We start from the raw sequence: 26,285 nt of genomic DNA, 5'->3' as shown, positions 1-26,285 counted from the left end.
ATAACTTGAATGAATCGTGTCATGAAAAACCAAGCTTTTTACTCCGTGCAGCGCTGGCTGAAACCTGTGGCCTGCGGCCTGCTGTTTGCCGCAGAGATCAATACCTCATGGGCGGGCATTGCACTCGACCGCACCCGGCTGATCATCACCGGTGATGCCCGCTCCGTCAGTGCGAACTTAACCAACACCAGCCCGAGTATCCCGTTTCTGGCGCAGTCGTGGGTGGAAGATGCCAGCGGGACAAAAATCACCTCGCCGTTGATGGTCCTGCCGCCGCTGCAACGCATCAACGGCGGGCAAAAGGGCATTGCCCGCGTCACAAAAACCGGTGGCATTAACGCGTTGCCGCAGGATCGCGAGAGTCTCTTCTACCTGAACGTTCGCGAAATTCCGCCCAAACCGGACAAGCCGAACGTACTGCAGCTGGCGATGCAGTCGCGTATCAAGCTGTTTTACCGTCCGACCGCCATCGTGCCGGAAACCCCCGGTGCTGTGTGGCAGAACTGGGTGGTCTTTCGCAAGCAGGGCACCCACTGGACCGTGGATAACCCAACACCTTATTTCGTCACCCTCATCGGCCTGAGCCGTAAGCCGGAAGCGCAAGGTGGCGGCAAGCTGACGGACTTCCCCGGAATTATGGTATCGCCAAAATCCTCTCACGATTTCATCGTCACTGACGGCAGCGTCAGCCAGTTCAGCATGATGTACGTGAACGATTTTGGTGGTCATCCCGAACTGAATTTCAGCTGCACAGGCAATGTGTGTAAGGCATTGCCAATGGAGAAGCAGCCCCGGTAACAGGACTCGGTAAATGAAAAAGATGCTTTGCGCTCTGCTGATGGCGGGAGTGGCCTGTACGGTTCAGGCCAAAGGCGGGCGCCAGGATATGAGCAACGTGTCCGGCGAGTATGGCAACGTCCGTTTTCACGGTCGGGTCTTCGTTTCGCCGTGTGTGCTGGATATGGCGTCACGCGACCAGACCATCGATCTTGGTGATATTTCCGCCAGCCGGTTTCGCCAGGGCGGCGATCGAAGCGATCCGGTGTTGGTCACGCTGTACCTGAACGACTGCTTAAAAGGTTCCGGTCATCCCCTGCGGGATTTCCCCGGGCAGACAAGTGAAATGCCTGAACGGACGCACAGCACGGTGGAACGCGGCGTTTCGATGACGCTGATGGCCGAAAGCGCGCCGGAAAACAGCGATCTGGGCCGTATTCATGGCGATGTGCGGGGAGCGGGCATCCGGTTGTTGACTGAACGTAATCAGTTGATCCACCTCAGCCAACCGCAGCGTATGTGGATCCTTAAACCGGGAGACAACGCCATACACTTTCTCGCGGCGCTGGAATCCATCGGGCGCGAGGTGACCGCTGGCGAATTTAACGGTCTGGTCAGACTTAAGCTGGAGTATCTATGAGCGTATTGCACAAAACGCTGTTGTGGCTAGCACTGGCAGGCTGCCCGCTGGCAGCGCAGGCGTTTACTCAGGGGGAAGGGGAGCCGCAAGGGGGTGTGCCACATCAATATGAAATTGAGTTGAAGTCGCTGGATGTGAGCAAAAACCACGCGGGCGGAAGAACGAACCCGTTTACCTGGAATCTGGGAAGCTTGTATGTGGTGGATTTTCACTGCGAGCAGGCGGATATCTCCCGACAGCCGATTTACTACACCACGACCTCGACGATGCCTCTCTCAAACCAGGGACCGAACCGTTTTCGTCTGAACGAGTATCTGGATGTGGAAGTGCAGGTGTGGGTCGCCGGACGCTATAACAATTATGCTCAGGCACCTTTTACCAATGTTTCTAACCGCAACAGCAATAACAGTTGCAAGAAGCGTAAAGGCTACGTACGCGCCACTAACGTTAAAAGTGGTTCGAAAGGAAAAGTGACGTTTATTGTCACCAAACCAATAATTAACGGCATCAATATTGCTTCGCAGTCCCTGCTGGAGGTTGCCGGGCGCATGGGTAACGCTGGCCCAACGCCAACAACAGCGATTTCCCGCGTGGTGATTAAATCCGGGCTGATTACCGTGCCGGATAAATGCACCTTTAACCGGGGCGACAAGATCAGTATTGAATTTGGCGATCTGCCCGGTTCCGCCGCAAAACTCAACGGCACCAATTTCAGCAAGTCGATCCCCATACACGTGGTCTGTGAAGGCGGCAGCTTTGACAAGGGCGCGCTGAATATCGATCTCGGCGTACAAACCAGCACGGCCTCAGGTACCGCGGGGTTTAACGATCATTTACTCGGTACTCTCAGCAATGGGCAAAAACGCGACGATCTCGGGATCGTCATTAAGGACGAGAGCGGAAGCCCCGTGGTGCCGAATCAGTTTTACAACGTGAAGGGCTTCTACCAGAACCAGGGCGACTGGAATCTCACTGCCGCACCGGTGGCAAAGCCGGGCGTGGGTAGCGTTAAGGAGGGTGAGTTTGAAGCCTCTGCCACCGTTGTTGCGCAGTTTCAGTAGGATGATGTCATGAGATTCAGGACGTTAATTGCGGCTAGTGCATTGTTGCTCAGCGGTACGACGCAAGCTGACACTAAACTGGTCGGCGGCGATATGTATTTCCACGGCACCGTCGTGGCGCTCGCCTGCAGCCTTCCTCCGGGCGGCGACAAAATCGAGGTCGATTTTGGGCAGATAGCCACCCAGGATCTCTATTCGTCAGGGCGCAGTAAGCCAGAAAAATTCAGTATTCAGTTGCGCGACTGTAACCCAGAGGTTTTTCGCGGGATCTCCGTCACCTTCGGTGGCACCGAAGATGCGGAGTTGCCCGATCATCTGGCGCTGGACAGCAGTGAGCAAGGCGGTGCGTCGGGGATCGGCATAGGGATGAGTGAAGAGAATGGTACGGCAATCCGGCTCGGTGAGAGCACGTCAGTGAAAGAGATTACTGAAGGGTCGATGACGCTGAATTTTCTGGCATGGGTCGCGGCAGAGCCGACGGCGATAAAAAACCAGTCTCTGGAATACGGTCCGTTCAGCGCCAGCGGAACCTGGACGCTGAATTACCAGTAGCATGATGAACACACTCAATCGCCTGGTCCCGTTGCCCGCGCAGAAATTCTTACTCGCTGCCAGTCTGCTTTTCTGGTGTGGGGGTATGCATCTTTACTGGCCGAATAACGGCGGCAGCGGTCTGTCGTTACCGCTCAATATTCTGTCCTGGGTCTACGCCGTTGTGCTGGCAGGGAGCGTGTCCGTGTTGCTGCCCCGTCGACGCTGGCGGCTTACTTTGCCTGCCGCCGGGTTTATGGCGGGAGCGCTCATTCTGACACTGCTTTGCCTGCTGACGCCCGTGGTCTGGAAAACGGAGGCATTTCTGGTGGCTGGCGCATTGTTGGGGGGCACACTTTTATACCTGGCTGTGCTGCAAATCCCGCTAACGACCCACGTCCTGACAGCGTTGCTGACCCTGATATGGGGTGCCTGTCTCCTCGAATGCCTCGCGTTCGTGTATCAGTATTTGCATCTGCCGGGCGTGGAGTACTGGGAGTTTGCCTGGTGGCGCAGTACGCGGCCTTACGGCATTTTTCAGCAGGTCAATCTGATGGCCAGTTTTACCGCCTGCGGCGTATTGCTGTCAGCGCTACTCTTTTTACGGATCCATGGCCGATCCCGGATAGTCATTGGGTTTGCCTGTGTGTTGATGGGATTTGTGCTGCATGAATGTCAGTCGCAAACCGGTTATTTGTCTCTGGCCGTTGGCGAAGTATTGCTGCTGGCCATTTTTCCTTCGCAACGGCGGACGTTGCTTCGACTCCTGGTGCTGCTGGCGGCGGGAATGGCGATGGGGGAAGTCACTCGCCATTTTCTCTCTGTTGCGACAGTGGATCACCTGACGTCATCTCATGTTCGCTGGTCGGTGCTGAAAACGTCTCTGGCGCTGTTTGTAGAACGACCGTGGATCGGCTGGGGTGTGGGCAGTTTTGCCGCCGTCTTTCTTGAACGAGCGGGACGTTTTGGGCTGAGCAGTATGTCGCATCCGCACAATGAACTGGTGCTGTGGATGGTGGAGGGCGGCCTGGTCGGTCTGCCTGGCGCGGTCTGTTTTATTGCGGGCGGTTTCTGGCTTTGGATCAGTGGAAATCACTGGCGGCGTGCATGCCTGGTGGCAGCGCTGCCGGTGGTGATTCATATGCTGACGGAATACCCTGTCAGACAGTCGACACCTCACTGGCTGCTGCTGATTCTGTTGCTACGTTGTGCAGACAGTGCGGTGAGCAGGCGCCGACTGGCGCTTCCGGCGACGGACTTTGTTCGCGTGGCGGCGTTTATCGCGACGCTGGCCTTGACGCCGTTGTTGCTCCTCACGCTGCAAACGCAACAACGACTGACGGCGGCGGAGCGGCAGTCAGAACAGTGGCGTCTTGCCGAATCGCTTCCTGTGGGCGGCTGGCTACTGGCCACGCGTTACCGGTTTGATGTCGAAATGGGTTATCTGCAACGTTATCAGCGAACCCGGGACGCCCGCTGGCTGACGCCGGTTCGCTGCTGGGCGCCTGAATACGTGCGTGTTCACCCGGACCCGAATATCTCTTTCACGCAAATCTTGCTTGCGCAGCAGCAGCGCGACATGCCCGCGGCGCGTCGTCTGGCGGCACGCTTTTACCTCGACTACCCGAACGATCGCCGTATCCCCTGGTTGCAGGATGCACGACGCCCTTTTAATCAAAAAATGGAATGACATGAACAGACTCAGTGAACCGGCTCTTTATACGCCAGAGCTTCCCCGCAATGCCGAACTGACGCAGATCACCGGGATCCGCCTGCAGCGTATCCATTTTTTTCATGATGCAGCGCGGGATGTCCGTGAAGTGCTGAGCCTGGTACAGACACCGATGCATCTGGATCTGTTTTTCCAGCGCCTTTCCGTCACGGCGAAGCAGCAGCTCTTTCTGTGGCAAATGCAGCGGGTACTGGCGCTGCGGGGATGCTTTTCGCTGAATTTATCTGTCAGGATGCTGACTTGCCAGCGGTGGGTAAGCCTGCTTACTGAACAGGCGCATGAGGGGCGGATCATTATCGAAATTCAGGATCCTGGCACGATGATGCGTCTGGAAAAGGCAGAACAGCAGGTGGTGTGCGCTGCATTAAACACTCTCATACGGTATGGGTTTCGCATCTGGTTGGATGACGTTTCACCGGCGCAGTTTTTTATCTGGCGGCAGGCTGGCATTCAATTTGATGCGGTCAAAATCGAAACCGGATTGTTTCATCAGTTCAGGACATCGGGATCGCAGCTGACTATTCTGGTCAATCAGTTTCGTGGACTGGGGGGACGGGTGGTGATTGAAGGGGTTGAAACACCAGAGGATTATGCCATTTGCCGTGTAAGCGGCGCTGATGCCGTACAGGGATATCTGTTTGAGCAGGAAGTTTTGCCTGAAGACTTTAATCCGCAATGAGGCAGGGCTTCGTTATTTTCATGCTAATAAAATCAGGAAAGCCCGCTACCTGGCGCAACGGGCTATCGACATTATTCGCTCAGCGTCTGGGCAATCTCATTTTGTACCAGTTTACGCTGTTCCGGGGTTAAGACTTTGTTCAGCTCAAAGTAGTATTTCACGCGGTAGTAGCGGGACTGTTGTTCAACACTGCCGATCGCCGTCAGCTGTTTTTTTATTGCGGACTCGTCCCATTTCCCGGATCTAATGACATTGATCAGTTCGCCGTCTTTAATGTCCTTCATGGAAATCTTGCTCACGTTTGCTTCCAGCTCGCTGTGCAACTTTTTAATTTGCTCAACCTGAGCGTCGGTCAGCTTAAGCTGTTGCACCACCGGATCCTGGGAAGGAACGGGTGTATCAGACACGTTTGATGCAAAAGTACTAAAAGAGGCACCGGCCAGCGCGGCAGCGACTAAGGTCATACGTACGAAATTCTTCATTATTTCATCCTGATAAAGAAATTTTGAACTGTGCTTACCATCGTAAACGACGAGTGAATATCTCGCTCAGGATACGTTGAAAGGTGAGGGGCGCCACGCGAATTTGTTTTACGGGAGGTTACTGAGTGAAACAATCCCCGCTATGGGAAACGTTTCGCCATAGCGGAAGGGGGGAACGGATTTATTGCAGCGTGAACGGATCGGCGTCCTGCCATGCCGGGAACTTCTCCCGGTATTCCCGCAGTGTGCTGAGTGATAACTCTGCGTCAATGCGTGTTGCGTGATGGGGTTCGGCCGTAGCGATAATCTCACCCTGCGGGCTAATCACCCGACTGTCTCCTCGGTAGTGGTGACCGTTGCCGTCAGTACCAACCCGGTTACAGCCTGCAACATATGCCTGATTTTCAATCGCCCGCGCGGTAAGCAACGCCTGCCAGTGTAATGAACGCGGAGCAGGCCAGTTAGCCACGAACAATGCCAGATCATAATCGTTGAGATTGCGGGACCACACCGGAAAACGCAGGTCGTAACAGATCAGCGGCAGGATACGCCAGCCGCGCCAGTTCACAATGACGCGTTCAGTACCCGGTTCATAATGGTGATGTTCCTCCGCCATTCGAAACAGGTGGCGTTTATCATAATGATGAACGGTTCCTTGCGGTTCAACGAGTAAAAACCGGTTAACCGGCCCGCGTTCTGACTGTAGTGCCGCACTGCCTGCAATCAGGGCATTGGTCTGTTCAGCCCTTGTGCGCATCCACTCGATGACGGCGTCCTGAGAGAGTGAGCGGGCTGCCGCTTCCATGGCAAAGCCAGTGGTAAACATCTCGGGTAATACGATGATGTCACGTCCGGCGATGGTTTCCAGTTGCCGGTCAAAGTAGCGCAAATTGGCAGGGCCGTCCATCCAGACCAGAGGTTGTTGCAAAAGCGTGATTTTCAAACCGGGCACGATCGTGGTTCCTCGTTAAGCAGCATTTTTACACTGTAGCATGCGCCACGACGGATAGGTGGCAATAAAAAAGCCCCGCTAAAAGCGGGGCTGGAACGGTGAGCGGATGTTTATGCGGCTTCGACTTTACGCACCTTCTCTGGCAACTTTACCGGCTGTGTCGCCAGCTCCTCGGGTTCAAAATCATCAACGTTGATACTGCGCAGGCGGCTTTCTTCGGCTTTGATCAGAATCGCCGCTTCATCTTTGTCAATCAACCCTTTTGCCAGTGCGTTATGCGCCAGCTCGTCCAGACGGGTAAAGGACAGGTTTTTACCCAGCTCTTTGCAGATACGCTGGTGGATAGGATCTGCGGCCATGACATCCAGCAGAGCTTCTTCCAGCAAGCCGACCGGGTTATGTTCGCTTGGCGTCAGATACTGGCCACGACCAATGCGGGTACGGGTTGCGCTCGGCGTTTGCAGAATCTTCGCGACTTTATGATCCAGTTTGTCGGAAGGTGCATGGTAGTGGCGACCTGTCGGGAAGATCACTACGTTCAGCAAACCTGCCACCAAACGGTTCGGGAAGTTTTGCAGCAGATCGTCCATCGCCTGTTCAGCCTGGTACAACGCATCCTGGACGCCCCAGTGAACCAGCGGCAGGTCGGCTTCGTGACGGCCCTCATCGTCATAACGCTTCAGCACGGCAGAGGCGAGATACAGCTGACTTAAAATATCGCCCAGGCGTGCAGAGATGCGTTCACGACGTTTCAGGCTACCGCCCAGTACCGCCATTGAGACATCGGAAAGCAGTGCCAGGTTGGCGCTCAGGCGGTTCAGATGCTGATAGTAACGCTTCGTGGCATCCCCTGTCGGCGTTTGGCTGGTCAGCCCGCGAGTCAGGCCCAGCCAAAAACTGCGCACTTTATTGCTGCCGACATGACCAATGTGTTTGAACAACAATTTATCGAAGGCATTGACGTCGTTTTTCTGCGCAGCAGCCATTTCTTCGAGGACGTAAGGATGGCAGCGAATGGCGCCTTGTCCGAAGATCATCATGCTACGGGTCAGAATGTTCGCGCCTTCAACGGTAATGGCGATAGGGGCGCCCTGATAAGCACGTGCCAGGAAGTTGCTTTCGCCCAGCATGATGCCTTTACCGCCCGTGATGTCCATTGCGTCGACAATAGACTGCTGTCCGCGGTGGGTACAGTGGTACTTCACGATGGCAGAGAGCACGGCGGGTTTTTCACCCAGCATAATACCGTACGTAACCAACGACGCCGCCGCGTCCATCACGTAGGCATTGCCTGCAATACGCGCCAACGGTTCTTCAATCCCTTCCATTTTACCGATAGAAATTTTGAACTGACGGCGAATATGCGCGTAGGCGCCGGTCGCCAGGGCTACCGATTTAACACCACCGGTAGAGTTAGACGGCAGGGTAATGCCACGGCCAACCGACAGACATTCCACCAGCATACGCCAGCCCTGACCGGCCATTTTCGGTCCACCGATGATGTAATCGATCGGCACGAAAATATCTTTTCCGCGTGTCGGACCGTTCTGGAACGGAACGTTTAACGGGAAGTGGCGGCGACCGATTTCAACGCCAGGCGTGGTGGTGGGGATCAGTGCACAAGTGATGCCCAAATCTTCTTCGCCGCCCAGCAGTTTTTCCGGGTCCGAGAGTTTAAACGCCAGACCCAACACCGTGGCGATAGGCGCCAGCGTAATGTAACGCTTGTTCCAGGTCAGGCGCATACCCAGCACCTGCTGGCCCTGCCATTCGCCCATGCAAACCACTCCCGTATCTGGAATCGCGCCAGCATCAGAACCGGCTTCCGGGCTGGTCAACGCAAAGCAAGGGATCTCCTGACCCCGCGCCAGACGCGGCAGGTAATGATTTTTCTGTTCTTCAGTACCGTAATGTTGCAGCAGCTCGCCCGGGCCTAACGAGTTAGGGACGCCCACGGTGATCGACAGGATCCCGGAGACACCAGAGAGTTTTTGCAGTACGCGAGATTGCGCATAGGCGGAGAACTCGAGGCCGCCGTACTCTTTCTTGATGATCATCGCGAAGAAGCGATGTTCTTTCAGATAGGCCCACAGCTCGGGAGGAAGATCGGCCAGTTCATGGGTGATCTGGAAATCGTTCGCCATGCGGCAGGCTTCTTCCACCGGACCATCAATGAACGCCTGCTCTTCAGCCGTTAAATGAGGCTGTGGATAGTTGTGCAGTTTCTTCCAGTCGGGTTTGCCCTGGAATAAATCGCCTTCCCACCAGGTCGTACCCGCGTCGATAGCTTCTTTCTCGGTGCGTGACATTGGCGGCATCACTTTACGAAAACCGCGAAACACCGGGGCAGAAATCATCGATTTACGCATCGGCGTAAAGTTAAACGGTACGAGGATAATGGCCAGAGGAACCAGCAGCCAGACTGACCACAGGCCAGCGACGCCAAGCGCGGCTGTCCAGGCGAGCAGGATAAGACTGCTGAGAAATAAGCTTACGCGGTGATAGAACAGTACACCGAGCAGAACAACTGTTGCGAGAATACTCAAAATCATCATAACGAAAAGCTCCCTTTCTTGTAGGAGGTCTGACCACTTGTGATGATATGGTTGTAGTGGATGTCATTTCTTTTAGCAATATTTTTACAAAATAATTACAACAAAGCTCACATTGTTGCCGTTTTCTCCGGCACAAAAAATCAAAAGACAGGGGGCTTCCGGTGGCCTGGACTTCTCGCTTTCTGTGGTATCCGGTACACTGCATCCTGTCATTTACATTTATGCTGAAGGATATCCTCATGTACCAGGATCTTATTCGTAACGAACTGAACGAAGCGGCGGAAACGCTGGCTAATTTTTTAAAAGATGATGCCAATATTCACGCCATTCAGCGCGCAGCGGTCCTGCTGGCAGACAGTTTCAAAGCGGGCGGCAAGGTACTTTCCTGTGGTAACGGCGGCTCCCATTGCGATGCAATGCATTTTGCTGAAGAGTTGACCGGTCGTTATCGTGAAAACCGCCCGGGTTATCCGGCCATTGCTATCTCTGATGTCAGCCATATCTCCTGCGTCAGTAACGATTTTGGTTACGATTATGTCTTCTCCCGCTACGTTGAAGCCGTTGGGCGCGAAGGTGATGTTCTGCTGGGGATCTCCACGTCAGGAAATTCAGGCAACGTGATCAAGGCGATTGCTGCGGCGCGTGAAAAGGGAATGAAAGTCATCACCCTGACCGGTAAAGACGGCGGCAAAATGGCGGGCAGTGCGGATATCGAAATCCGCGTACCGCATTTTGGCTATGCTGATCGTATCCAGGAAATCCATATCAAAGTTATCCATATCCTGATTCAGTTAATCGAAAAAGAGATGGTTAAATAAATCTTCGCTGGGGGCGTTGTGCCCCCGCTGTTGTAGAGGTGAAGTATGTGCGAACTGCTCGGGATGAGCGCCAATGTGCCCACCGATATCTGTTTTAGTTTCACCGGGCTGGTTCAGCGTGGTGGAGGAACCGGGCCGCATAAAGACGGCTGGGGAATTACCTTCTATGAGGGTAAAGGCTGTCGCACCTTCAAAGATCCGCAACCCAGCTTTAATTCTCCCATTGCGAAACTGGTGCAAGACTACCCGATTAAATCGTGTTCCGTGATTGCGCATATTCGTCAGGCGAATCGTGGGGAAGTGGCGCTGGAAAATACCCACCCTTTTACGCGTGAGTTGTGGGGGAGAAACTGGAGTTACGCCCACAACGGGCAACTCAACGGGTATAAATCTCTTGAGACCGGCAATTTCCGCCCCATCGGCGAAACTGACAGCGAAAAGGCGTTTTGCTGGCTGTTACACAAACTGACCGCCCGCTACCCGCGAACGCCGGGCAATATGACGTCAGTCTTTAAATATATTGCCGCGCTGGCAGGGGAATTACGCGAGAAGGGCGTCTTTAACATGCTGCTGTCAGACGGGCGCTATGTGATGGCGTTCTGTTCAACGAATTTATACTGGATCACGCGTCGTGCGCCGTTTGGCGTGGCGACATTGTTAGATCAGGACGTTGAGATCGACTTTAGCTCGGAAACCACACCCAATGATGTGGTCACCGTGATTGCCACCCAACCGCTGACAGGGAATGAAGCCTGGCAAAAGATCATGCCAGGCGAATGGCGATTATTTTGTCTCGGGGAGCGCGTAGTTTGATGCCAGTTGCGGCTGGACCACTTCGTGGCTCAACGGCTTGCTGACCACGTAACGGCCACCGGTAACCGAAATAGTCGGTGGTTTGCGGGTCTGTTCAAAGTAATCGTATCCCGGTTTTAACTGCGCCCAGAAATCTTTGTAATAGGAGTACTTATGGCGCTCCATGTTTGCATCGGTCATGCGGAACGGGTAAATGCTGACCTGAACGCTGGACTGGCCGAAGACCAGAGCGCCGGTGACAAACTGGAAAATCTCATCAATACTGCTATCGGTCATGGCATAACAGCCGACGGAAACGCAGGCACCGTGAATCATCAAATATTTCCCTTCATAACCGTGAGCGCGGTCATAAGCATTGGGGAAACCGATATTGATGGCTTTGTAGAAGCGGCTGTCCGGTTTGAGCTGACTGCGCTGAACGCTGTAGAAGCCTTCAGGACTTTTGAAGTCGCCCTGGCGTTGTTTAGGGCCTAATCCACCGGAATAGTTACAAATTTTGTAGCTGTCGAGCAATTGATACTGCTCGCCCATCTTGACGTAGAGATCAAGGGTGCGCTCTTCTTTGAAGATCTGAATATAGACCGGCGACCCCATCAACTGTTGCTTATACTCTTTGCTGACTGGCATGGTTGGGCTGCTGCTGCTCAGCAAACCGGCGAATGAGACGCACGGGATCAAAAGCATCGCAATAAATAATGCGATTTTACGCATACTGCTTTTTCCTTGATAAAACGGTTACACATGCCAGAACGGCAAAAAGAGTCCCCAAATCGGACTAATCTGGATTTGGAGCGCTCACATTAGCACCACGGAAGTTTTTCGCAAGTCTCTCGTGCTGCGTTTACAATTTAGTATTCCTTTATATAAGACACTAAAGGAAAGTTCAGTCGGAAACGGACGGATTTACTCTCTTTTTATTGCTCATTAATACTGTATACTTAAACAGTAATATGCGTGGGAGAGGGGAGATGCGTAAAATCATACATGTCGATATGGACTGCTTTTTCGCTGCGGTTGAAATGCGCGACAACCCTGCGCTGCGCGATATTCCGGTTGCTATCGGCGGCAGTCGTGAGCGCCGGGGAGTGATCAGCACCGCGAACTATCCGGCGCGTAAATTTGGTGTGCGTAGCGCCATGCCCACCGGAATGGCGCTTAAACTGTGCCCTCATCTCACGTTATTGCCGGGGCGCTATGAGGCTTATAAAGAGGCCTCTCGCCAAATTCAGGCGATCTTCTCGCGTTATACCTCGTTGATCGAACCGCTTTCGCTGGATGAGGCCTATCTGGATGTTACCGACAGCACCCACTGCCAGGGTTCCGCCACGCTGATTGCCCAGGAAATTCGTCAGACGATCTTTAACGAGCTGCAATTGACGGCCTCTGCGGGAATTGCCCCGGTGAAATTCCTGGCTAAAATCGCCTCCGATCTCAATAAACCGAATGGGCAATATGTGATTGCTCCCACCGATGTGCCTGCTTTTCTCAAAACGTTGCCGCTGGCAAAAATTCCGGGAGTCGGGAAGGTGTCTGCCGCCAAACTGGAGTCGATGGGGCTACGCACCTGTGGGGATGTGCAGTGCTACGATCTGGCGATGTTACTCAAACGCTTCGGCAAGTTTGGTCGGGTGCTGTGGGAGCGCAGTCAGGGCATTGATGAGCGGGATGTGAACAATGAACGGCTGCGTAAATCGGTAGGCGTTGAGCGTACGCTGGCTGAAGATATTCATGAGTGGACCGAGTGCGAGGCGATCATTGAACGACTGTATCCTGAACTCGAACGACGTCTGACAAAGGTAAAACCGGATTTGCTCATCGCCCGCCAGGGCATCAAATTAAAGTTTAATGATTTTCAGCAGACCACGCAGGAACATGTCTGGCCGCGGTTAAATAAAGAAGACCTGATCGCCACGGCCAGAAAAACCTGGGACGAACGTCGGGGCGGACGCGGCGTCCGGCTGGTCGGATTACACGTGACGCTGCTGGATCCGCAACTGGAAAGACAACTGCTGCTGGGACTTTAATAATGACGATTGACGTATGCATTCGGGAATACCACCCTGATGATTTCGATGCGCTGTGCGAGATTTTCCTCAGTGCTATCAAGGAGATCGCTAGCCAGGATTACTCGCCGGAACAGATAGCCGCGTGGGCGCAAATTGATGAGATTGCCTGGCACCGAAAACTGCTGCAATCGGAGGGGCTGGTGGCGGTTTGCCAGCAGAGAATTGTGGGATTCATCACGGCCAGACAGGATTATATCGACCTGCTATTTGTCTCACCGATCGCACAACGCCAGGGCGTCGCGACCCGTTTGCTTCACCATCTGGAACAACGGCACCCTGACACGGCTTTTCGGGTCGAGGCCAGCATCACCGCAAGACCATTTTTTATTGGGCAAGGTTATCAGATAGTCAAACAGCAACAGGTAGAGGCGAGAGGTGCGGTTTTTACCAATTTCGTCATGCGAAAAGCCGCGATGTGAATACTGCCCGGTAAGCGGAACCTACCGGGCAGGAGAGCAACTTACTTAGTCGGAATCGCTTTCAGCAGTTCGGTCAGCAGGGTCCAGTAGTGACCCACGCTTTCGATATGAACCTGTTCATCCGGGGAGTGCGGACCGGTAATGGTTGGCCCAATAGAAACCATGTCCATATCCGGGTACGGTTTCTTAAACAGACCGCATTCCAGACCGGCGTGAATGATCTGGATGTTCGGCGTCTTGTTAAACAGACGCTGATAGGTTTCACGCACGAGGTGCATAACCGGGGAGTTTGCATCCGGCTGCCAGCCTGGGTAGCCGCCTTTCGCCTGCGTTTTCGCGCCAGCCAGTTTGCCCAGAGAATCCAGCATGCTGACCACGTAGTCTTTGCCGCTGTCGATCAGCGAGCGGATCAGGCAGTGGATTTCCACGTTGTCGTCGGTCATGGTAACCACACCCACGTTCAGGGAGGTTTCGACGACGCCTTTCGCCACGTCGGAATTACGGATCACGCCGTTTGGCGTGGCGTTCAACAGACGGATGAAGCCATCGCGAGAGGAAGTGGTCAGCGCCGCTTTCTCGGTGGCAACGGCATCCAGCAGAACAACCAGATTTTTCTCTTTTGCCGCCAGCTCATTTTTCAGGATTTCCTGATAAGTGTTCGCCAGGGTTTTCAGGGCATCGACTTTATCAGCGGCAACGGCAACGGTAGCAAAGGCTTCACGCGGGATAGCGTTACGCAGAGTACCGCCGTTGAAATCGACCAGACGCAGATCTAACTCTTCAGCATGGCCCGCCAGGAAGCGAACCAGAAGCTTGTTGGCGTTGCCAAGACCGACGTGGATTTCGCCGCCGGAGTGACCGCCTTTCAACCCTTTTAAGGTCAGTTTGAAGCTCTGGAAACCCGCCGGAACCGCTTCACGGGTCAGTGGCAGGTTAGAAGTGAAGTCGATACCACCGGCGCATCCCATGTAGATCTCACCTTCTTCTTCGGAGTCGGTGTTGATCAGAATGTCTGCCTGCAGCCAGTTCGCCTGGAGGCCAAATGCGCCATCCATACCCGCTTCTTCGGTCATGGTCAGCAGCACTTCCAGCGGGCCGTGCGCCACAGTATCATCGGCGAGCACCGCCAGAGCGGAAGCCATACCAATGCCGTTATCTGCCCCAAGCGTAGTGCCGCGCGCTTTCACCCATTCGCCGTCGATATACGGCTGAATAGGATCTTTGGCGAAGTCGTGTACGGTGTCGTTGTTCTTCTGCGGTACCATATCGAGGTGCGCCTGCAGAACAACCGGCTTGCGGTCTTCCATCCCTGCAGTGGCAGGTTTACGGATCAGGATATTCCCGACCTGATCGCGCTCTACGTGCAAGCCTTTCTCTTTTGCCCAGCCGACAATGTGCTCAGCGAGTTGTTCTTCATGGTAAGAAGGATGAGGAATAGAACAAATTTTTGCAAAAATATCCCACAACGGTTGTGGAGATAATTGAGACAGTTCAGACACGATGAGTCTCCTTGGCGATGTCCTGCGAAACTTTCTTGCAGGCCACAGGGTTAGCAGAATAAAAAACACCACAAGTCAGGCTTGCGAGATGCAATTGAGAATACCACTTTATCCGGCGGCGGGTAGTAGAAAGCACGTAAAAGAGGGGCGGATTCAGCGAAACACTGGTTTTTAGCGCGTCAGATCTCTATAATCTCGCGCAACCTATTTCCCCCTCGAACACTTTTTAAGCCGTAGATACACAGGCTGGGACACTTCACATGAGCGAAAAATACGTCGTCACTTGGGACATGTTGCAGATTCACGCACGCAAACTGGCAAGCCGCCTGATGCCTTCAGAACAATGGAAAGGCATTATTGCCGTTAGCCGTGGTGGTCTGGTACCGGGCGCATTGTTGGCACGTGAGTTGGGTATTCGTCATGTCGATACCGTTTGCATTTCCAGCTATGACCACGACAACCAGCGCGAGCTGAAAGTGGTGAAACGTGCGGAAGGCGACGGCGAAGGTTTCATCGTGATCGATGACCTGGTCGACACCGGTGGCACCGCCGTGGCGATCCGTGAAATGTATCCTAAGGCACATTTTGTCACCATCTTCGCGAAACCGGCTGGTCGTCCGCTGGTGAACGATTATGTCGTTGATATTCCTCAGGATACCTGGATTGAGCAGCCGTGGGATATGGGCGTAGTGTTCATTCCGCCGATTTCCGGTCGCTAATCCCTGACATTTTCAACGCCCGGTAATGCCGGGCGTTGTTCTTTTTACTCACACACGCGTTACAATAGGCCTCAGTAAGTATTTATGGAGGCTGCACGAATGTCACAGGCTAACCTCAGCGAAACCCTGTTTAAACCCCGCTTCAAACACCCTGAAACGTCAACGCTTGTCCGTCGATTCAATAACGGGCCGTCGTCGTCTGTGCAGTCCACGCTGGATGGTAAAACCATCCCACACTGGTATCGCATGATTAACCGTCTGATGTGGATCTGGCGCGGTGTTGATCCGCGTGAAATCCTGGACGTGCAGGCCCGCATTGTCATGAGCGAGGCTGAGCGGACGGACAAGGAGTTGTACGACACGGTGATCGGCTATCGTGGCGGCAACTGGATCTATGAATGGGCAAAACAGGCGATGGAGTGGCAGCAGAAGGCCTGCCAGGAGCAGGACGCGCAGCTTAGCGGCCGCCACTGGTTACATGCGGCCACCTTATACAATATTGCCGCCTATCCGCATTTGAAAGGCGACGATCTGGCGGAGCAGGCTCAGGCTCTGGCGAACCGTGCCTATGAAGAGGCCGCGCAAAGATTACCCGGTACATTACGTGAAATGGAATTTGCCATTCCCGGCGGCGCGCCGATAACGGGTTTTTTGCATATGCCACAAGGTGAAGGTCCGTTTCCAACGGTGTTGATGTGTGGGGGCCTCGATGCCATGCAAACCGATTATTACACGTTGTATGAGCGCTATTTCGCTCCGCGCGGCATCGCCATGTTAACGCTGGATATGCCCTCGGTTGGCTTCTCCTCAAAATGGAAATTGACGCAGGACTCCAGTCAATTGCATCAGCATGTCCTGAAAGCGTTGCCTGACGTTGCCTGGGTTGATCACACCCGCGTAGCGGCATTTGGTTTTCGCTTTGGCGCTAACGTCGCGGTGCGCCTGGCCTATCTCGAAGCACCTCGTCTCAAAGCGGTGGCGTGTCTGGGGCCAGTGGTACATGCGCTGTTGAGCGATCCGCAACGGCAGGGCGCAGTACCGGAAATGTATCTTGACGTTTTGGCCAGCCGTTTAGGAATGCACGATGCGTCCGATGACGCACTGCGGGTCGAACTGAATCGCTACTCCCTGAAGGTTCAGGGATTGTTGGGCAGACGTTGTCCTACACCGATGTTATCGGGTTTCTGGAAAAACGATCCGTTTAGCCCGGAAGAGGAATCGCGCTTAATCACGTCTTCATCTACGGATGGTAAGTTGATGGAGATCCCGTTTAATCCGGTGTATCGCAATTTTGACAAAGCACTGAAAGAAATTGCTGAGTGGATCAATCAGAGATTGTGTTAAGAGATTGCTAAATTTTATCGATTTGGTAAAACAGTTGCTTCACCTAAGGAGATCGCAATGACGTTACCGAGTGGACACCCGAGAAGTAGGTTGATTAAGAAATTCACCGCGCTCGGCCCTTACATCCGTGAAGGGCAGTGCGAAGATAATCGATTTTTTTTCGATTGTCTGGCAGTTTGCGTCAACGTGAAGCCCGCGCCTGAAAAGCGTGAGTTTTGGGGATGGTGGATGGAACTGGAAGCGCAAGAGAAGCGCTTTACCTACAGCTACCAGTTTGGTCTGTTTGACAAAGACGGTAACTGGACCGCCGTACCCATAAAAGAGGCAGAGGTTGAAGACCGACTGGAATACACCTTACGCGAGTTTCATGAAAAATTACGAGGGTTGCTGAAGTCTTTAAATCTGGCGCTGGAACCTGCTGAGAATTTTAAAGAGCCGGTTAAATTATCAGCGTAATAGATATTTTGCCGGATGGCTTCGCGTCGCCATCCGGCCATCTCATCAGAATTGGTAGGTCATCCCCACAGCAACGATATCATCGTTGTTGATCGCGAGCTTATTGTCGCTGTCCAGTTGGTTGATTTTATAATCAACAAATGCGGACATATTTTTGTTGAAGTAATATGTCGCGCCGACATCAATATAATTCACCAGATCTTCATCGCCTACACCTTCAATATCTTTACCCTTTGACAGGACATACCCCAGAGACGGGCGCAGACCAAAGTCAAATTGATACTGGGCCACGGCTTCAAAGTTTTGTGTCTTATTCGCAAAACCACCCGAAATGGGAGTCATATTGCGGGTTTCGGAATAGAAGGTCGCCAGATAAATATCGTTGGCATCATATTTAAAACCGGTCGCCCAGGCTTCCGCTTTATCACCGGTACCGCGGCTTTGCAGATTTTGCTCATTAGTCCGGTCAGAGTTGGTATACGCGCCGCTGATAGCGAAATCACTGCCGCCGAAATCATAGGTCAGAGACGTGCCAAAACCGTCGCCGTTCTGTTTTTTCACATCACGGTCTTCGTTTTTCCCCTGATATTGCAGGGTGATATCGAGGCCATCAACTACGCCGAAGAAGTCCGTATTCCGGTACGTCGCCAGACCGCTGGCGCGCTTGGTCATAAAGTTATCGGTCTGTGCGGAAGAGTCACCGCCAAACTCCGGGAACATATCTGTCCAGGCTTCGACATCATACAGTGCACCCAGATTACGGCCGTAATCAAAGGAACCCATATTATTTAATTTCAACCCCGCGAAGGCCAGACGCGTTTTTTGTTGTGATGAATCGCTTTCGGCTTTGTTGGCGGCAAATTCCGCTTCCCAGCGACCATAACCGGTCAACTGGTCATTAATTTGCGTTTCACCTTTAAAACCAAAACGCACATAACTTTGGTCGCCATCTTTACTGTCATTGTCGCTCATATAGTGCATCGCTTTCACTTAGCCATACACATCCAGTTTATTTCCGTCTTTGTTATAGACTTCTGCTGCGTGTACGGATGCCGATGCAACAATACCCATCACCATTAATGCCAGAGAGCTCTTTTTCATTTTCATTCCTGATTTAAATAACGCGCTAAAATTTGCTGGGTGCGATCCCCGTGAAAAAACAGAAGGATTTTTAACGTCTGGCAGTGAAGGATTTATGACAAATTAAGACTATTTTTAAAAAAGAGTGATTTATTATTGCAGCAATAAAAACGTCAAAAACTGCCGCTACGCTTGCTGATCCTGCTCAACAAAGTCTCATGCTTTGTGTTCTGGTTATTGGCAACCGCCGCCAGTCCTGCTAAAACGTTCGTTTGATATCATTTTTCCCACTTTGAACGGCAGAGAATCATGAGTGACAGTCAGACGCTGGTGGTAAAACTTGGCACCAGTGTGCTAACAGGCGGATCGCGCCGCCTGAACCGTGCCCATATCGTTGAACTTGTTCGCCAATGTGCGCAGCTACATGCCGCGGGGCATCGTATTGTTATCGTTACCTCGGGGGCGATTGCCGCCGGACGTGAGCATCTTGGTTATCCCGAGCTCCCGGCGACCATTGCGTCTAAACAGCTGCTGGCGGCGGTAGGGCAGAGTCGACTGATCCAGCTTTGGGAACAGCTTTTCTCTATTTACGGCATTCATGTCGGGCAGATGCTGCTGACGCGTGCGGATATGGAAGATAGAGAGCGTTTTCTTAACGCCCGCGACACGCTGCGTGCGTTGCTGGACAACAATATCGTCCCTGTTATTAATGAAAACGATGCGGTCGCTACCGCTGAAATTAAAGTCGGCGACAATGATAATCTTTCTGCGCTGGCGGCGATTCTGGCCGGTGCCGATAAACTGCTGTTGCTGACCGATCAGCAGGGGCTGTTCACCGCCGATCCTCGCACCAACCCGCAAGCCGAGTTAATCAAAGACGTTTACGGTATTGATGACGCGCTGCGTTCGATTGCCGGGGACAGCGTTTCTGGCCTTGGCACTGGCGGAATGGGAACCAAGCTGCAGGCGGCGGATGTGGCTTGCCGCGCAGGCATTGACACGATTATTGCCGCAGGTAGCAAACCGGGGGTGATTGGCGATGTGATGGAAGGCGTTTCCGTCGGCACACGCTTCCACGCGCAAGCCTCTCCACTGGAGAACCGTAAGCGCTGGATCTTCGGTGCGCCGCCCGCCGGTGAAATTACCGTTGATGAAGGGGCCTCTTCAGCGATTCTGGAACGCGGCAGCTCATTATTGCCAAAAGGCATTAAAAGCGTGACAGGTAACTTCTCGCGTGGTGAAGTGATCCGCATCTGCAATCTGGAAGGGCGTGATATCGCCCATGGCGTTAGCCGCTATAACAGCGACGCGCTGCGCCGTATTGCGGGTCACCATTCCCAACAGATTGACGCTATTCTTGGCTATGAATATGGCCCGGTTGCCGTCCATCGTGATGACATGATCACCCGCTAAGGAGCCGACGTATGCTGGAACAAATGGGTATTGCTGCCAAAGCAGCGTCGTATAAGCTGGCGCTGCTTTCCAGTCGTGAAAAAAACCGCGTGCTGGAAAAAATAGCCGATGAACTGGAAGCGCAAACTGAAAGTATCCTGAGTGCGAATGCGCTGGACGTTGCCCAGGCGCGCGAAAATGGTCTCAGCGAAGCCATGCTGGATCGTCTGGCGTTAACGCCTGCACGCCTGAAATCTATCGCCGATGACGTTCGTCAGGTTTGTAATCTGGCCGATCCGGTCGGACAGGTGATCGACGGTGGTTTGCTGGACAGCGGCCTGCGTCTGGAGCGCCGTCGCGTGCCGCTGGGCGTCATTGGCGTCATTTACGAAGCGCGTCCTAACGTCACCGTTGATGTTGCGTCTCTGTGCCTGAAAACAGGCAATGCCGCGATTTTGCGCGGTGGGAAAGAGACGTATCGCACCAATGCGGCAACGGTACGCGTGATCCAGCAGGCATTAAAAGCCTGCGGTCTACCAGAAGCCGCCGTACAGGCGATCGACAGCCCGGATCGTGCGCTGGTGAACGAAATGCTGCGCATGGATAAATATATCGACATGCTGATCCCGCGCGGCGGCGCAGGGCTGCACAAATTGTGCCGCGAGCACGCCACGATCCCGGTGATCACGGGCGGGATTGGCGTATGCCATATCTATGTTGATGACAGCGCAGAAATTGCTCCGGCGCTGAAGATCATCGTCAATGCCAAAACCCAGCGCCCGAGCACCTGTAACACGGTGGAAACGCTGCTGGTGCATCAGGATATCGCGGAGCGCTTTCTGCCTGCCCTGAGCCAGCAGATGGCGCAGAGCGGCGTTACGCTGCACGCTGACCCTGTGGCGCTGGCATTGCTGAACGCGGGACCGGCGAACGTGGTAGCGGTGAAAGAGCAAGAGTACGACGACGAGTTTTTGTCGCTGGACCTGAATGTCAAAATCGTGACTGACCTCGATGATGCTATTGCCCATATTCGTGAGCATGGCACCCAGCACTCCGACGCCATTTTGACGCGTACGCTGCGCAACGCCGATCGTTTCGTAAACGAGGTGGATTCATCTGCTGTGTATGTTAACGCCTCGACACGCTTTACTGATGGCGGCCAGTTTGGTCTCGGTGCGGAAGTGGCCGTGAGCACGCAAAAATTACACGCGCGCGGTCCGATGGGACTGGAAGCACTGACCACTTACAAGTGGATTGGCATTGGTGACGACACCATTCGTGCATAATTGATGCTGGGTGATGCAAAAATAGGCGTTTGATTCGCAAGGCCATTGACGCATCGCCCGGTTAGTTTTAACCTTCTACCCCGTGTTCACACTTGTGGACATGTCCTCATCAGGGCCGATATAGCTCAGTTGGTAGAGCAGCGCATTCGTAATGCGAAGGTCGTAGGTTCGACTCCTATTATCGGCACCATGATATCAAGCAGTTACAGTTTTAATTCTTCCTTTCTAAATGCTCAGGGTTACGCTGGGGTTACTTTTCCCACGCTCCACCGCCTCGTATAAACACTCCGACGACTTGGCTTTTTGCATTTTACACTCTTACCTGAAAGCGAACTTCTGTTGTTCACCATCGTCCGCTCTATATTCTGGGCTCTGAGAGGCGTTCAAGACCCGAATAAGAGTGATGATTTGTGATGCTGAAGTATTCCGATGGATGGATAGTTCAAACACCGTTGCCAGCGAAGTTTATATGTCCGTTGAGTGCCAAGTGCGGACGTTTATCGCGCTGGCTACAAAATGCTACTGGTTAGGGTTGTCCAGAATGGGCGCTTGAACTCATATTGTTTTATTTCAATACTATGTAATCTAATGCATAAGAGAATCGAGAGCGTGAGAGATTAAAATGTCTACTGTTGCAGAATTGGTATCAGCTTTAGCTTGGCCATTGGCTTTTGTATGGTTTGTTCATAAATATGGTAATGATGTAAAGGAGTTGATCCTACGATTATCTAAGGTAAAACTTGGAAATGCTGAAGCTGAATTTACTTTGGGATTAAAAGCTGTTGAAGACTTAGCGAACGAGTCTCCCTTGGTTGAATCATCAACCAATTTACCTGAGGAAGATATTGAATTTTCTAAACGGATGGCACAACTGGAACGAATTGCTGATGTTTCACCCAGAGCTGCGATTATGGAGTCATGGTTACTGATTGAAGAAGCGGCAGGAAGGGCGGGATTTGTCCAAGGTGCATCTGTTCCGCGAATTAATCCTGCATTGTTTATTGACTGGTTAGTGAGAGAAGGAAAAATTGAGAAATCCACAGCTATCTTGGTGGACAAGATGAGAAAGCTACGAAATGAAGCGGCTCACCTAGGAGATTTCGAACTCACAAAAGATGAAGCTGAACGATATCTAAAAATAGCCGTTCAAATCTCTCTACTTATTATCGAGCCGGAATTGCCCGACATGTAAAATAGCTATAATAGCCAGATTCTAATGGTGGCCACCGGAAATGATAGCATCTTGCCTCCTGCAGGGCTGGGTGTGCCAGATACTGACATTGCCCACATCTAAAGGAACTCAAAAAGATGCACCACTTCCATGATCTCGCATACAGATGTACTCATTTTTCGTTAAGCATGATAAACGAAGCCTATGAAAAAACAGCGAATGAACTGTCGAAAACTGGCTCAACTCCCCCCGTCAAAAATCTCCAAGCACTAAATCTACAAAGGATCATTCATGCAGTAGGAATGTTTTCAATTTTTGAAGCACACTTGCAACGAGGACTTAATTGCAAAAATGGTTTTATAGAAGCTGAGTTGATACTTGATCAGGCAGGTAAGCAAACTTTAAAAGAAGATTTCCATAACTGTTACCTTGCAATCAATGCGTTAAAACATGGAGATGGTGTAAGTTACGCGAAACTTGTTGGTAAAATTAGTACGCTTAATTTCGTTGTGGAAACACCGTCTACACCAACTTTTGAAGAGGGTGATGTTTCCGGTGTTATTGGACTTGTAAGAGTCGATGATGATTTTATTGAAAACTGCCTTGAACTCATTGAAAAAGTCTCTGTATGCATTGCAACACAACGCCCTGACTTTATCCTTTAACAGGGTTACATAATGATCATGTCTTAAATGCACATTGTATTCGATTGACTCATTTTCAATTACTCAACACACCATAAGTTTTGGGTCCGCTCTTCGCTCATCACTGACCGAAGTCCTTCCTGCGGGCGATTTAGTGCCATCAGCAGACATTGTGAACGTTAGGGCACGTTAGGTCCGATATCTAAAAGCGCATGGTCCGCTTGGGTGGGATACTTACATTTGGACTCCCCCGCCCCGGTAGATGAAACTGCCCTATAGTTGACTGATGTTCCCATGTCCTAACTACATCAAACGTATTACCTCGCCGTTACGATTTTCCGGCTAATCTACATTTATTATGCCCTCCATGTCACAGTCGCAAGGGAGTCAAAATGTTCAGGTGCCTAGGAAAAAAGGAAAAATTACAAACCAGCAAGAAAGAATCAAATGGCAATCCCCACTTATCGGCTGAACAAGTGCTAGGTCCAATTGCATTGGCGGCTAGTGCTTTGGGAATTATTTTAGCTGCTATCGACAACTTGCTAAAAATCTTAAATCTAATTGAAGTACAGTTCTATTTAGCGACAACTATTCTATGGCTTGCTGGTCTAGTGCTAGCTGGCCGTTATACCCCAAAGGTTTTTGCAATTAAGACAGTTGCGCCAAAAATTATTGTACAGATTGCCTTGACGGCTGGGTATATCATTGCCAATTCGTGGACTTATTATGAGCACAATATTAGAGTGACATTTCCCGCTAACCCCCCAATTTTAAAGTTAGGGAGCTTCTTTGGATTGTCTGAAGCATTTGCAGCTCCGGTTTCACCTTCTCTTAAATTAGTTACATTCTACTTGAATGAAGATCTCTCCAGTTTTGTTGAGACTAATGAGCCACTATTTGGTTTTGGAAAGAAGTACAAAACTTACTCTGCATCCAGAGATGTATATCAAGCATTCAAGCAAGGTCAATGTTCTGGGGTTGATGGTGAAAAACCGCAAAGCGATGTTTTTCCAATTCTTCGACGTCTTGTTCAAGAACGTAATACTCCTCAGCTACTATCATACTTAACAGACTCGGATTCTCTAGGGAGATTAGCACGAGAGCGTGGGGACATATTTCAGAAGGTGATTTTTACAACAGGTGAACTTGATAATCTTCGAGATACTGTGCCGAAGGATTATGAAATTGCAAAAAAATATATTCTTGAGTGTATTGGTATTTATCAGCCTGTTTTTACCATCGTGCTAAAAAACTCAGGTAAAGCTGGAATAGACATAGTGAAAGTTGTTTATGTAATCGAGAAAGTTGGACAAGTATTAGGTCTGGGGCCGGGTGGGCCAGTGTATCCCGAGCATACCTATGATCATAGATTGGTGCATGTACGCGGTGATCAGTCAATGGATCTGCGTCCGCCTTTCAATATTCCTCCAGGTGAGACACGTTCTTTTAATATCCGCCTCTCCACAGAAGAGGAGCAACCAGGACTTGGCTGGTTACTTAGGGTCAAAATCATTGGGGCTAGCGGTGAGGTTGCTGAAACATCGCTTTTTCAACTTTATTTGAATCGTGAAGGTGTGATCAAGTGAAACTAATAAGGCTGTTATTGCATGCATGGTTTTCTGTAGTGATTATGGCGCTCGTGGTGTCATCTTATCCTACGTTAGCCGAAGCAAAGAGAGATGAAGTATCGATTGTGACAGCGCTTCATTTCAATGCTGATGGTTCCCGCTTAGTTGTCGGTTTTGCAAGTGGTAAGATAACATTTTGGGATGTTAAAAATCAAAAAAAAATATGGGAAGCAGATAGTAATTGGCAGCAAACGCAGCCGCTTGCTATCAAATTAGGTAAAAAAAGAATTGATGACAGAATAGTGATAGCGGCCCAAGAAAAAAAACCAAAAAGTCTTTCTTCTTTTCGAGATAAACTTCCCGTTCAAAGGATATTTTTTAGGGAAAATGAAAATCAGATATTAGTTACGGAACGATTTGGTGGTATCCGGCTATATCAAGCGTCAGATGGGAGCCTCATTAACACTTTGGGTGTATTTTTTTCAGTTCTCAAGGGACAGCAACTTGAAACCCTTGGTGATACAGACTATGACTCAGCGACCGATAAACTTGTTATTACTGGTGCGTTGATGAATGAAGTATATACTATTGATTTATCGAAGGCTTTTAGTGATGACCAGACTTCAATGATAGTGCTCGAAGATATGTTGGCACGGTATGAAGTGAATCCGCCGACGTCTTTTATGATTATGATAAAAACTGGGCTTGAGAAGAGCCCGGCAGCTAGCAACATATATTTGTACACAAGTAGTGGTCAGGATAAATTTGATGCAATTCGTTTTTGTGGTCAGAATGTGGTCGCGGTGTCTGGCAGTGGTCGACTTGTAATCTGGAACTCTACCGGTAGTAAAAACCATGTCAGAATTTTAAAGAATGCCATTACGGAGCATGCAGAGCGTACCGACCTTCTTTGTGTAGCGGGTACTCAATTCATCACAGCGCTTTCCACAACGAGCCAGGGATCTCTTCAGATCTGGGATAATACTGATGTGACGATGATCAAGAAAGGCGGGCAAACTGAACGAGGAAATTATTCGTACATTGATTATGATCCTATTAGTGGTTTAGTTGTAACGGGTGATGCTAAAAATTATGTTGCGTGGAATATAGTAAAGGGTGAAATATACGAATCTAATAGGGTTTGTAACAAAACCAATAAGGCTTTTTTCTCTGTTGCCGCTATAGATCGTGCACATGGTACTCTTGCCATATACGAAGGAGGCGAAATATTTTTTTTAAAATTGCCAGACTTTACGATAAGTGGGCGTCTTGGCTTGAGAAACTCTAAGACCAAAACCAAGATGAGTACAGATTGCAAATAAATTAGGTAAATACCGGAGCTTTTCTTAACACAACAACAGCTCTTTTTTTATTGGTATTTTCATCTGAATTTTCAACGCATGACCTGATTCTACTTATCACCTCCGTTAAAAATGGGGGGGATTGCCAATACAGCAATGTTAGTAATAAACCCTCGGTAGTGAGAACAATTTCGTACTTCTGCTTCTCGCTCACAGCAGACATCTGTTCCATCAGGCGGTCTGCTCTTCATGTATGCTACCTACCCGGAGATTAGCTGACTTCTCCCCCATCTTCTATTG

General features: G+C 51.2%; 24 protein-coding genes, 1 tRNA gene and 1 pseudogene. 20 read left to right on the top strand and 6 right to left on the bottom strand.

Annotated elements, in window-relative coordinates; all coding sequences use genetic code 11:
• Window positions 1–21: 21 nt before the first annotated feature.
• The 6 genes from P2W74_RS18435 to P2W74_RS18410 are packed head-to-tail and all read left to right on the top strand — an operon-like array spanning window position 22 to window position 5,420.
• The gene (locus P2W74_RS18435; RefSeq protein ID WP_276292763.1) at window positions 22–798 is read left to right on the top strand and encodes a fimbrial biogenesis chaperone; all 777 of its coding nucleotides are present in this window, start codon (window positions 22–24) and stop codon (window positions 796–798) included.
• Between the two features lie 13 nt (window positions 799–811).
• Complete coding sequence (locus P2W74_RS18430; RefSeq protein ID WP_276292762.1) at window positions 812–1,417, top strand: fimbrial protein; 606 nt, start codon at window positions 812–814, stop codon at window positions 1,415–1,417.
• Window positions 1,414–2,478 (top strand): fimbrial protein, encoded by a 1,065-nt coding sequence (locus P2W74_RS18425; RefSeq protein ID WP_276292761.1) that lies wholly within the window; start codon window positions 1,414–1,416, stop codon window positions 2,476–2,478. The genes P2W74_RS18430 and P2W74_RS18425 overlap by 4 nt, the downstream gene beginning before the upstream one ends.
• 9 nt (window positions 2,479–2,487) lie before the next feature.
• On the top strand, window positions 2,488–3,030 hold the full coding sequence (locus P2W74_RS18420) for a fimbrial protein (RefSeq protein ID WP_276292760.1): 543 nt from the start codon (window positions 2,488–2,490) through the stop codon (window positions 3,028–3,030).
• A 1-nt stretch (window position 3,031) separates the two neighbouring features.
• Window positions 3,032–4,699, top strand: coding sequence for an O-antigen ligase family protein (locus P2W74_RS18415; protein ID WP_276292759.1), 1,668 nt, complete (start codon window positions 3,032–3,034; stop codon window positions 4,697–4,699).
• A gap of 1 nt (window position 4,700) precedes the next feature.
• On the top strand, window positions 4,701–5,420 hold the full coding sequence (locus P2W74_RS18410; protein WP_276292758.1) for an EAL domain-containing protein: 720 nt from the start codon (window positions 4,701–4,703) through the stop codon (window positions 5,418–5,420).
• A 71-nt stretch (window positions 5,421–5,491) separates the two neighbouring features.
• Here the strand turns inward: P2W74_RS18410 and P2W74_RS18405 are convergent, their stop codons facing one another.
• The 3 genes from P2W74_RS18405 to fadE form a co-directional block, all read right to left on the bottom strand.
• Window positions 5,492–5,902: a Spy/CpxP family protein refolding chaperone gene (locus P2W74_RS18405; protein ID WP_192611187.1), complete on the bottom strand. Its 411-nt coding sequence runs from the start codon at window positions 5,900–5,902 to the stop codon at window positions 5,492–5,494.
• Window positions 5,903–6,083: 181 nt separating this feature from the next.
• On the bottom strand, window positions 6,084–6,854 hold the full coding sequence (locus P2W74_RS18400) for an amidohydrolase (protein WP_276292757.1): 771 nt from the start codon (window positions 6,852–6,854) through the stop codon (window positions 6,084–6,086).
• Between the two features lie 110 nt (window positions 6,855–6,964).
• Window positions 6,965–9,409: an acyl-CoA dehydrogenase FadE gene (fadE, locus tag P2W74_RS18395; RefSeq protein WP_276292756.1), complete on the bottom strand. Its 2,445-nt coding sequence runs from the start codon at window positions 9,407–9,409 to the stop codon at window positions 6,965–6,967.
• A gap of 239 nt (window positions 9,410–9,648) precedes the next feature.
• Between fadE and lpcA the strand changes: the two genes are divergently transcribed.
• Together lpcA and P2W74_RS18385 are read left to right on the top strand one after the other, a co-directional pair.
• The gene (gene lpcA, locus P2W74_RS18390) at window positions 9,649–10,227 is read left to right on the top strand and encodes a D-sedoheptulose 7-phosphate isomerase (RefSeq protein WP_103776897.1); all 579 of its coding nucleotides are present in this window, start codon (window positions 9,649–9,651) and stop codon (window positions 10,225–10,227) included.
• A 45-nt stretch (window positions 10,228–10,272) separates the two neighbouring features.
• Window positions 10,273–11,040 carry a class II glutamine amidotransferase gene (locus tag P2W74_RS18385; RefSeq protein ID WP_276292755.1) on the top strand — a complete coding sequence of 256 codons (768 nt, stop codon included), beginning with the start codon at window positions 10,273–10,275 and terminating at the stop codon, window positions 11,038–11,040.
• On the opposite strand, the gene dpaA is transcribed toward P2W74_RS18385, so the two are convergent.
• On the bottom strand, window positions 11,011–11,751 hold the full coding sequence (gene dpaA / locus P2W74_RS18380; RefSeq protein ID WP_276292754.1) for a peptidoglycan meso-diaminopimelic acid protein amidase: 741 nt from the start codon (window positions 11,749–11,751) through the stop codon (window positions 11,011–11,013). The two genes, P2W74_RS18385 and dpaA, sit on opposite strands and share 30 nt — an antisense overlap.
• 257 nt (window positions 11,752–12,008) lie before the next feature.
• Between dpaA and dinB the strand changes: the two genes are divergently transcribed.
• Both dinB and P2W74_RS18370 read left to right on the top strand, forming a co-directional pair.
• A complete protein-coding gene (gene dinB / locus P2W74_RS18375; RefSeq protein ID WP_276292753.1) occupies window positions 12,009–13,064 on the top strand; it encodes a DNA polymerase IV in 1,056 nt (351 codons plus the stop codon).
• Between the two features lie 2 nt (window positions 13,065–13,066).
• Window positions 13,067–13,525 (top strand): GNAT family N-acetyltransferase, encoded by a 459-nt coding sequence (locus tag P2W74_RS18370; protein ID WP_276292752.1) that lies wholly within the window; start codon window positions 13,067–13,069, stop codon window positions 13,523–13,525.
• A 41-nt stretch (window positions 13,526–13,566) separates the two neighbouring features.
• Here the strand turns inward: P2W74_RS18370 and pepD are convergent, their stop codons facing one another.
• Window positions 13,567–15,024, bottom strand: a complete 1,458-nt coding sequence (gene pepD, locus P2W74_RS18365; protein WP_276292751.1) for a cytosol nonspecific dipeptidase — start codon at window positions 15,022–15,024, stop codon at window positions 13,567–13,569.
• Between the two features lie 260 nt (window positions 15,025–15,284).
• Here pepD and gpt point away from each other — a divergent pair, with 260 nt between their 5' ends.
• The 3 genes from gpt to crl all read left to right on the top strand — a co-directional run bounded on the left by gpt (window position 15,285) and on the right by crl (window position 17,543).
• The gene (gene gpt, locus P2W74_RS18360; protein ID WP_276292750.1) at window positions 15,285–15,743 is read left to right on the top strand and encodes a xanthine phosphoribosyltransferase; all 459 of its coding nucleotides are present in this window, start codon (window positions 15,285–15,287) and stop codon (window positions 15,741–15,743) included.
• 99 nt (window positions 15,744–15,842) lie between these two features.
• Window positions 15,843–17,087, top strand: coding sequence for an esterase FrsA (gene frsA / locus P2W74_RS18355; RefSeq protein WP_276292749.1), 1,245 nt, complete (start codon window positions 15,843–15,845; stop codon window positions 17,085–17,087).
• Window positions 17,088–17,144: 57 nt separating this feature from the next.
• Window positions 17,145–17,543, top strand: a complete 399-nt coding sequence (gene crl / locus P2W74_RS18350) for a sigma factor-binding protein Crl (RefSeq protein ID WP_276292748.1) — start codon at window positions 17,145–17,147, stop codon at window positions 17,541–17,543.
• A gap of 45 nt (window positions 17,544–17,588) precedes the next feature.
• Here the strand turns inward: crl and phoE are convergent.
• Window positions 17,589–18,644: pseudogene (gene phoE, locus P2W74_RS18345) on the bottom strand (phosphoporin PhoE).
• 288 nt (window positions 18,645–18,932) lie between these two features.
• Between phoE and proB the strand changes: the two are divergent.
• The 7 genes from proB (at window position 18,933) to P2W74_RS18310 (ending at window position 26,006) form a co-directional block, all read left to right on the top strand.
• Window positions 18,933–20,036 carry a glutamate 5-kinase gene (proB, locus tag P2W74_RS18340; protein ID WP_192611198.1) on the top strand — a complete coding sequence of 368 codons (1,104 nt, stop codon included), beginning with the start codon at window positions 18,933–18,935 and terminating at the stop codon, window positions 20,034–20,036.
• Window positions 20,037–20,047: 11 nt separating this feature from the next.
• Window positions 20,048–21,301, top strand: a complete 1,254-nt coding sequence (gene proA, locus P2W74_RS18335; RefSeq protein WP_276292747.1) for a glutamate-5-semialdehyde dehydrogenase — start codon at window positions 20,048–20,050, stop codon at window positions 21,299–21,301.
• Between the two features lie 114 nt (window positions 21,302–21,415).
• Window positions 21,416–21,491, top strand: a tRNA-Thr gene (locus P2W74_RS18330).
• Window positions 21,492–21,923: 432 nt separating this feature from the next.
• The gene (locus P2W74_RS18325; protein ID WP_276292746.1) at window positions 21,924–22,493 is read left to right on the top strand and encodes a DUF4145 domain-containing protein; all 570 of its coding nucleotides are present in this window, start codon (window positions 21,924–21,926) and stop codon (window positions 22,491–22,493) included.
• A gap of 116 nt (window positions 22,494–22,609) precedes the next feature.
• Entirely contained in the window at window positions 22,610–23,137 is a 528-nt protein-coding gene (locus tag P2W74_RS18320; RefSeq protein ID WP_276292745.1) for a hypothetical protein, read from the top strand.
• Window positions 23,138–23,508: 371 nt separating this feature from the next.
• Entirely contained in the window at window positions 23,509–24,702 is a 1,194-nt protein-coding gene (locus P2W74_RS18315; protein ID WP_276292744.1) for a hypothetical protein, read from the top strand.
• Window positions 24,699–26,006, top strand: coding sequence for a WD40 repeat domain-containing protein (locus P2W74_RS18310; RefSeq protein ID WP_276292743.1), 1,308 nt, complete (start codon window positions 24,699–24,701; stop codon window positions 26,004–26,006). Before P2W74_RS18315 ends, P2W74_RS18310 begins: the two co-directional genes overlap by 4 nt.
• Window positions 26,007–26,285: the final 279 nt, after the last annotated feature.

It is taken from the genome of Citrobacter enshiensis (genome assembly GCF_029338175.1).
Taxonomy (GTDB): Bacteria; Pseudomonadota; Gammaproteobacteria; order Enterobacterales; family Enterobacteriaceae; genus Citrobacter_D; species Citrobacter_D enshiensis.
Note: the sequence above shows the minus strand (reverse complement) of the source record. Positions and strands in the feature narration are given on the sequence as shown.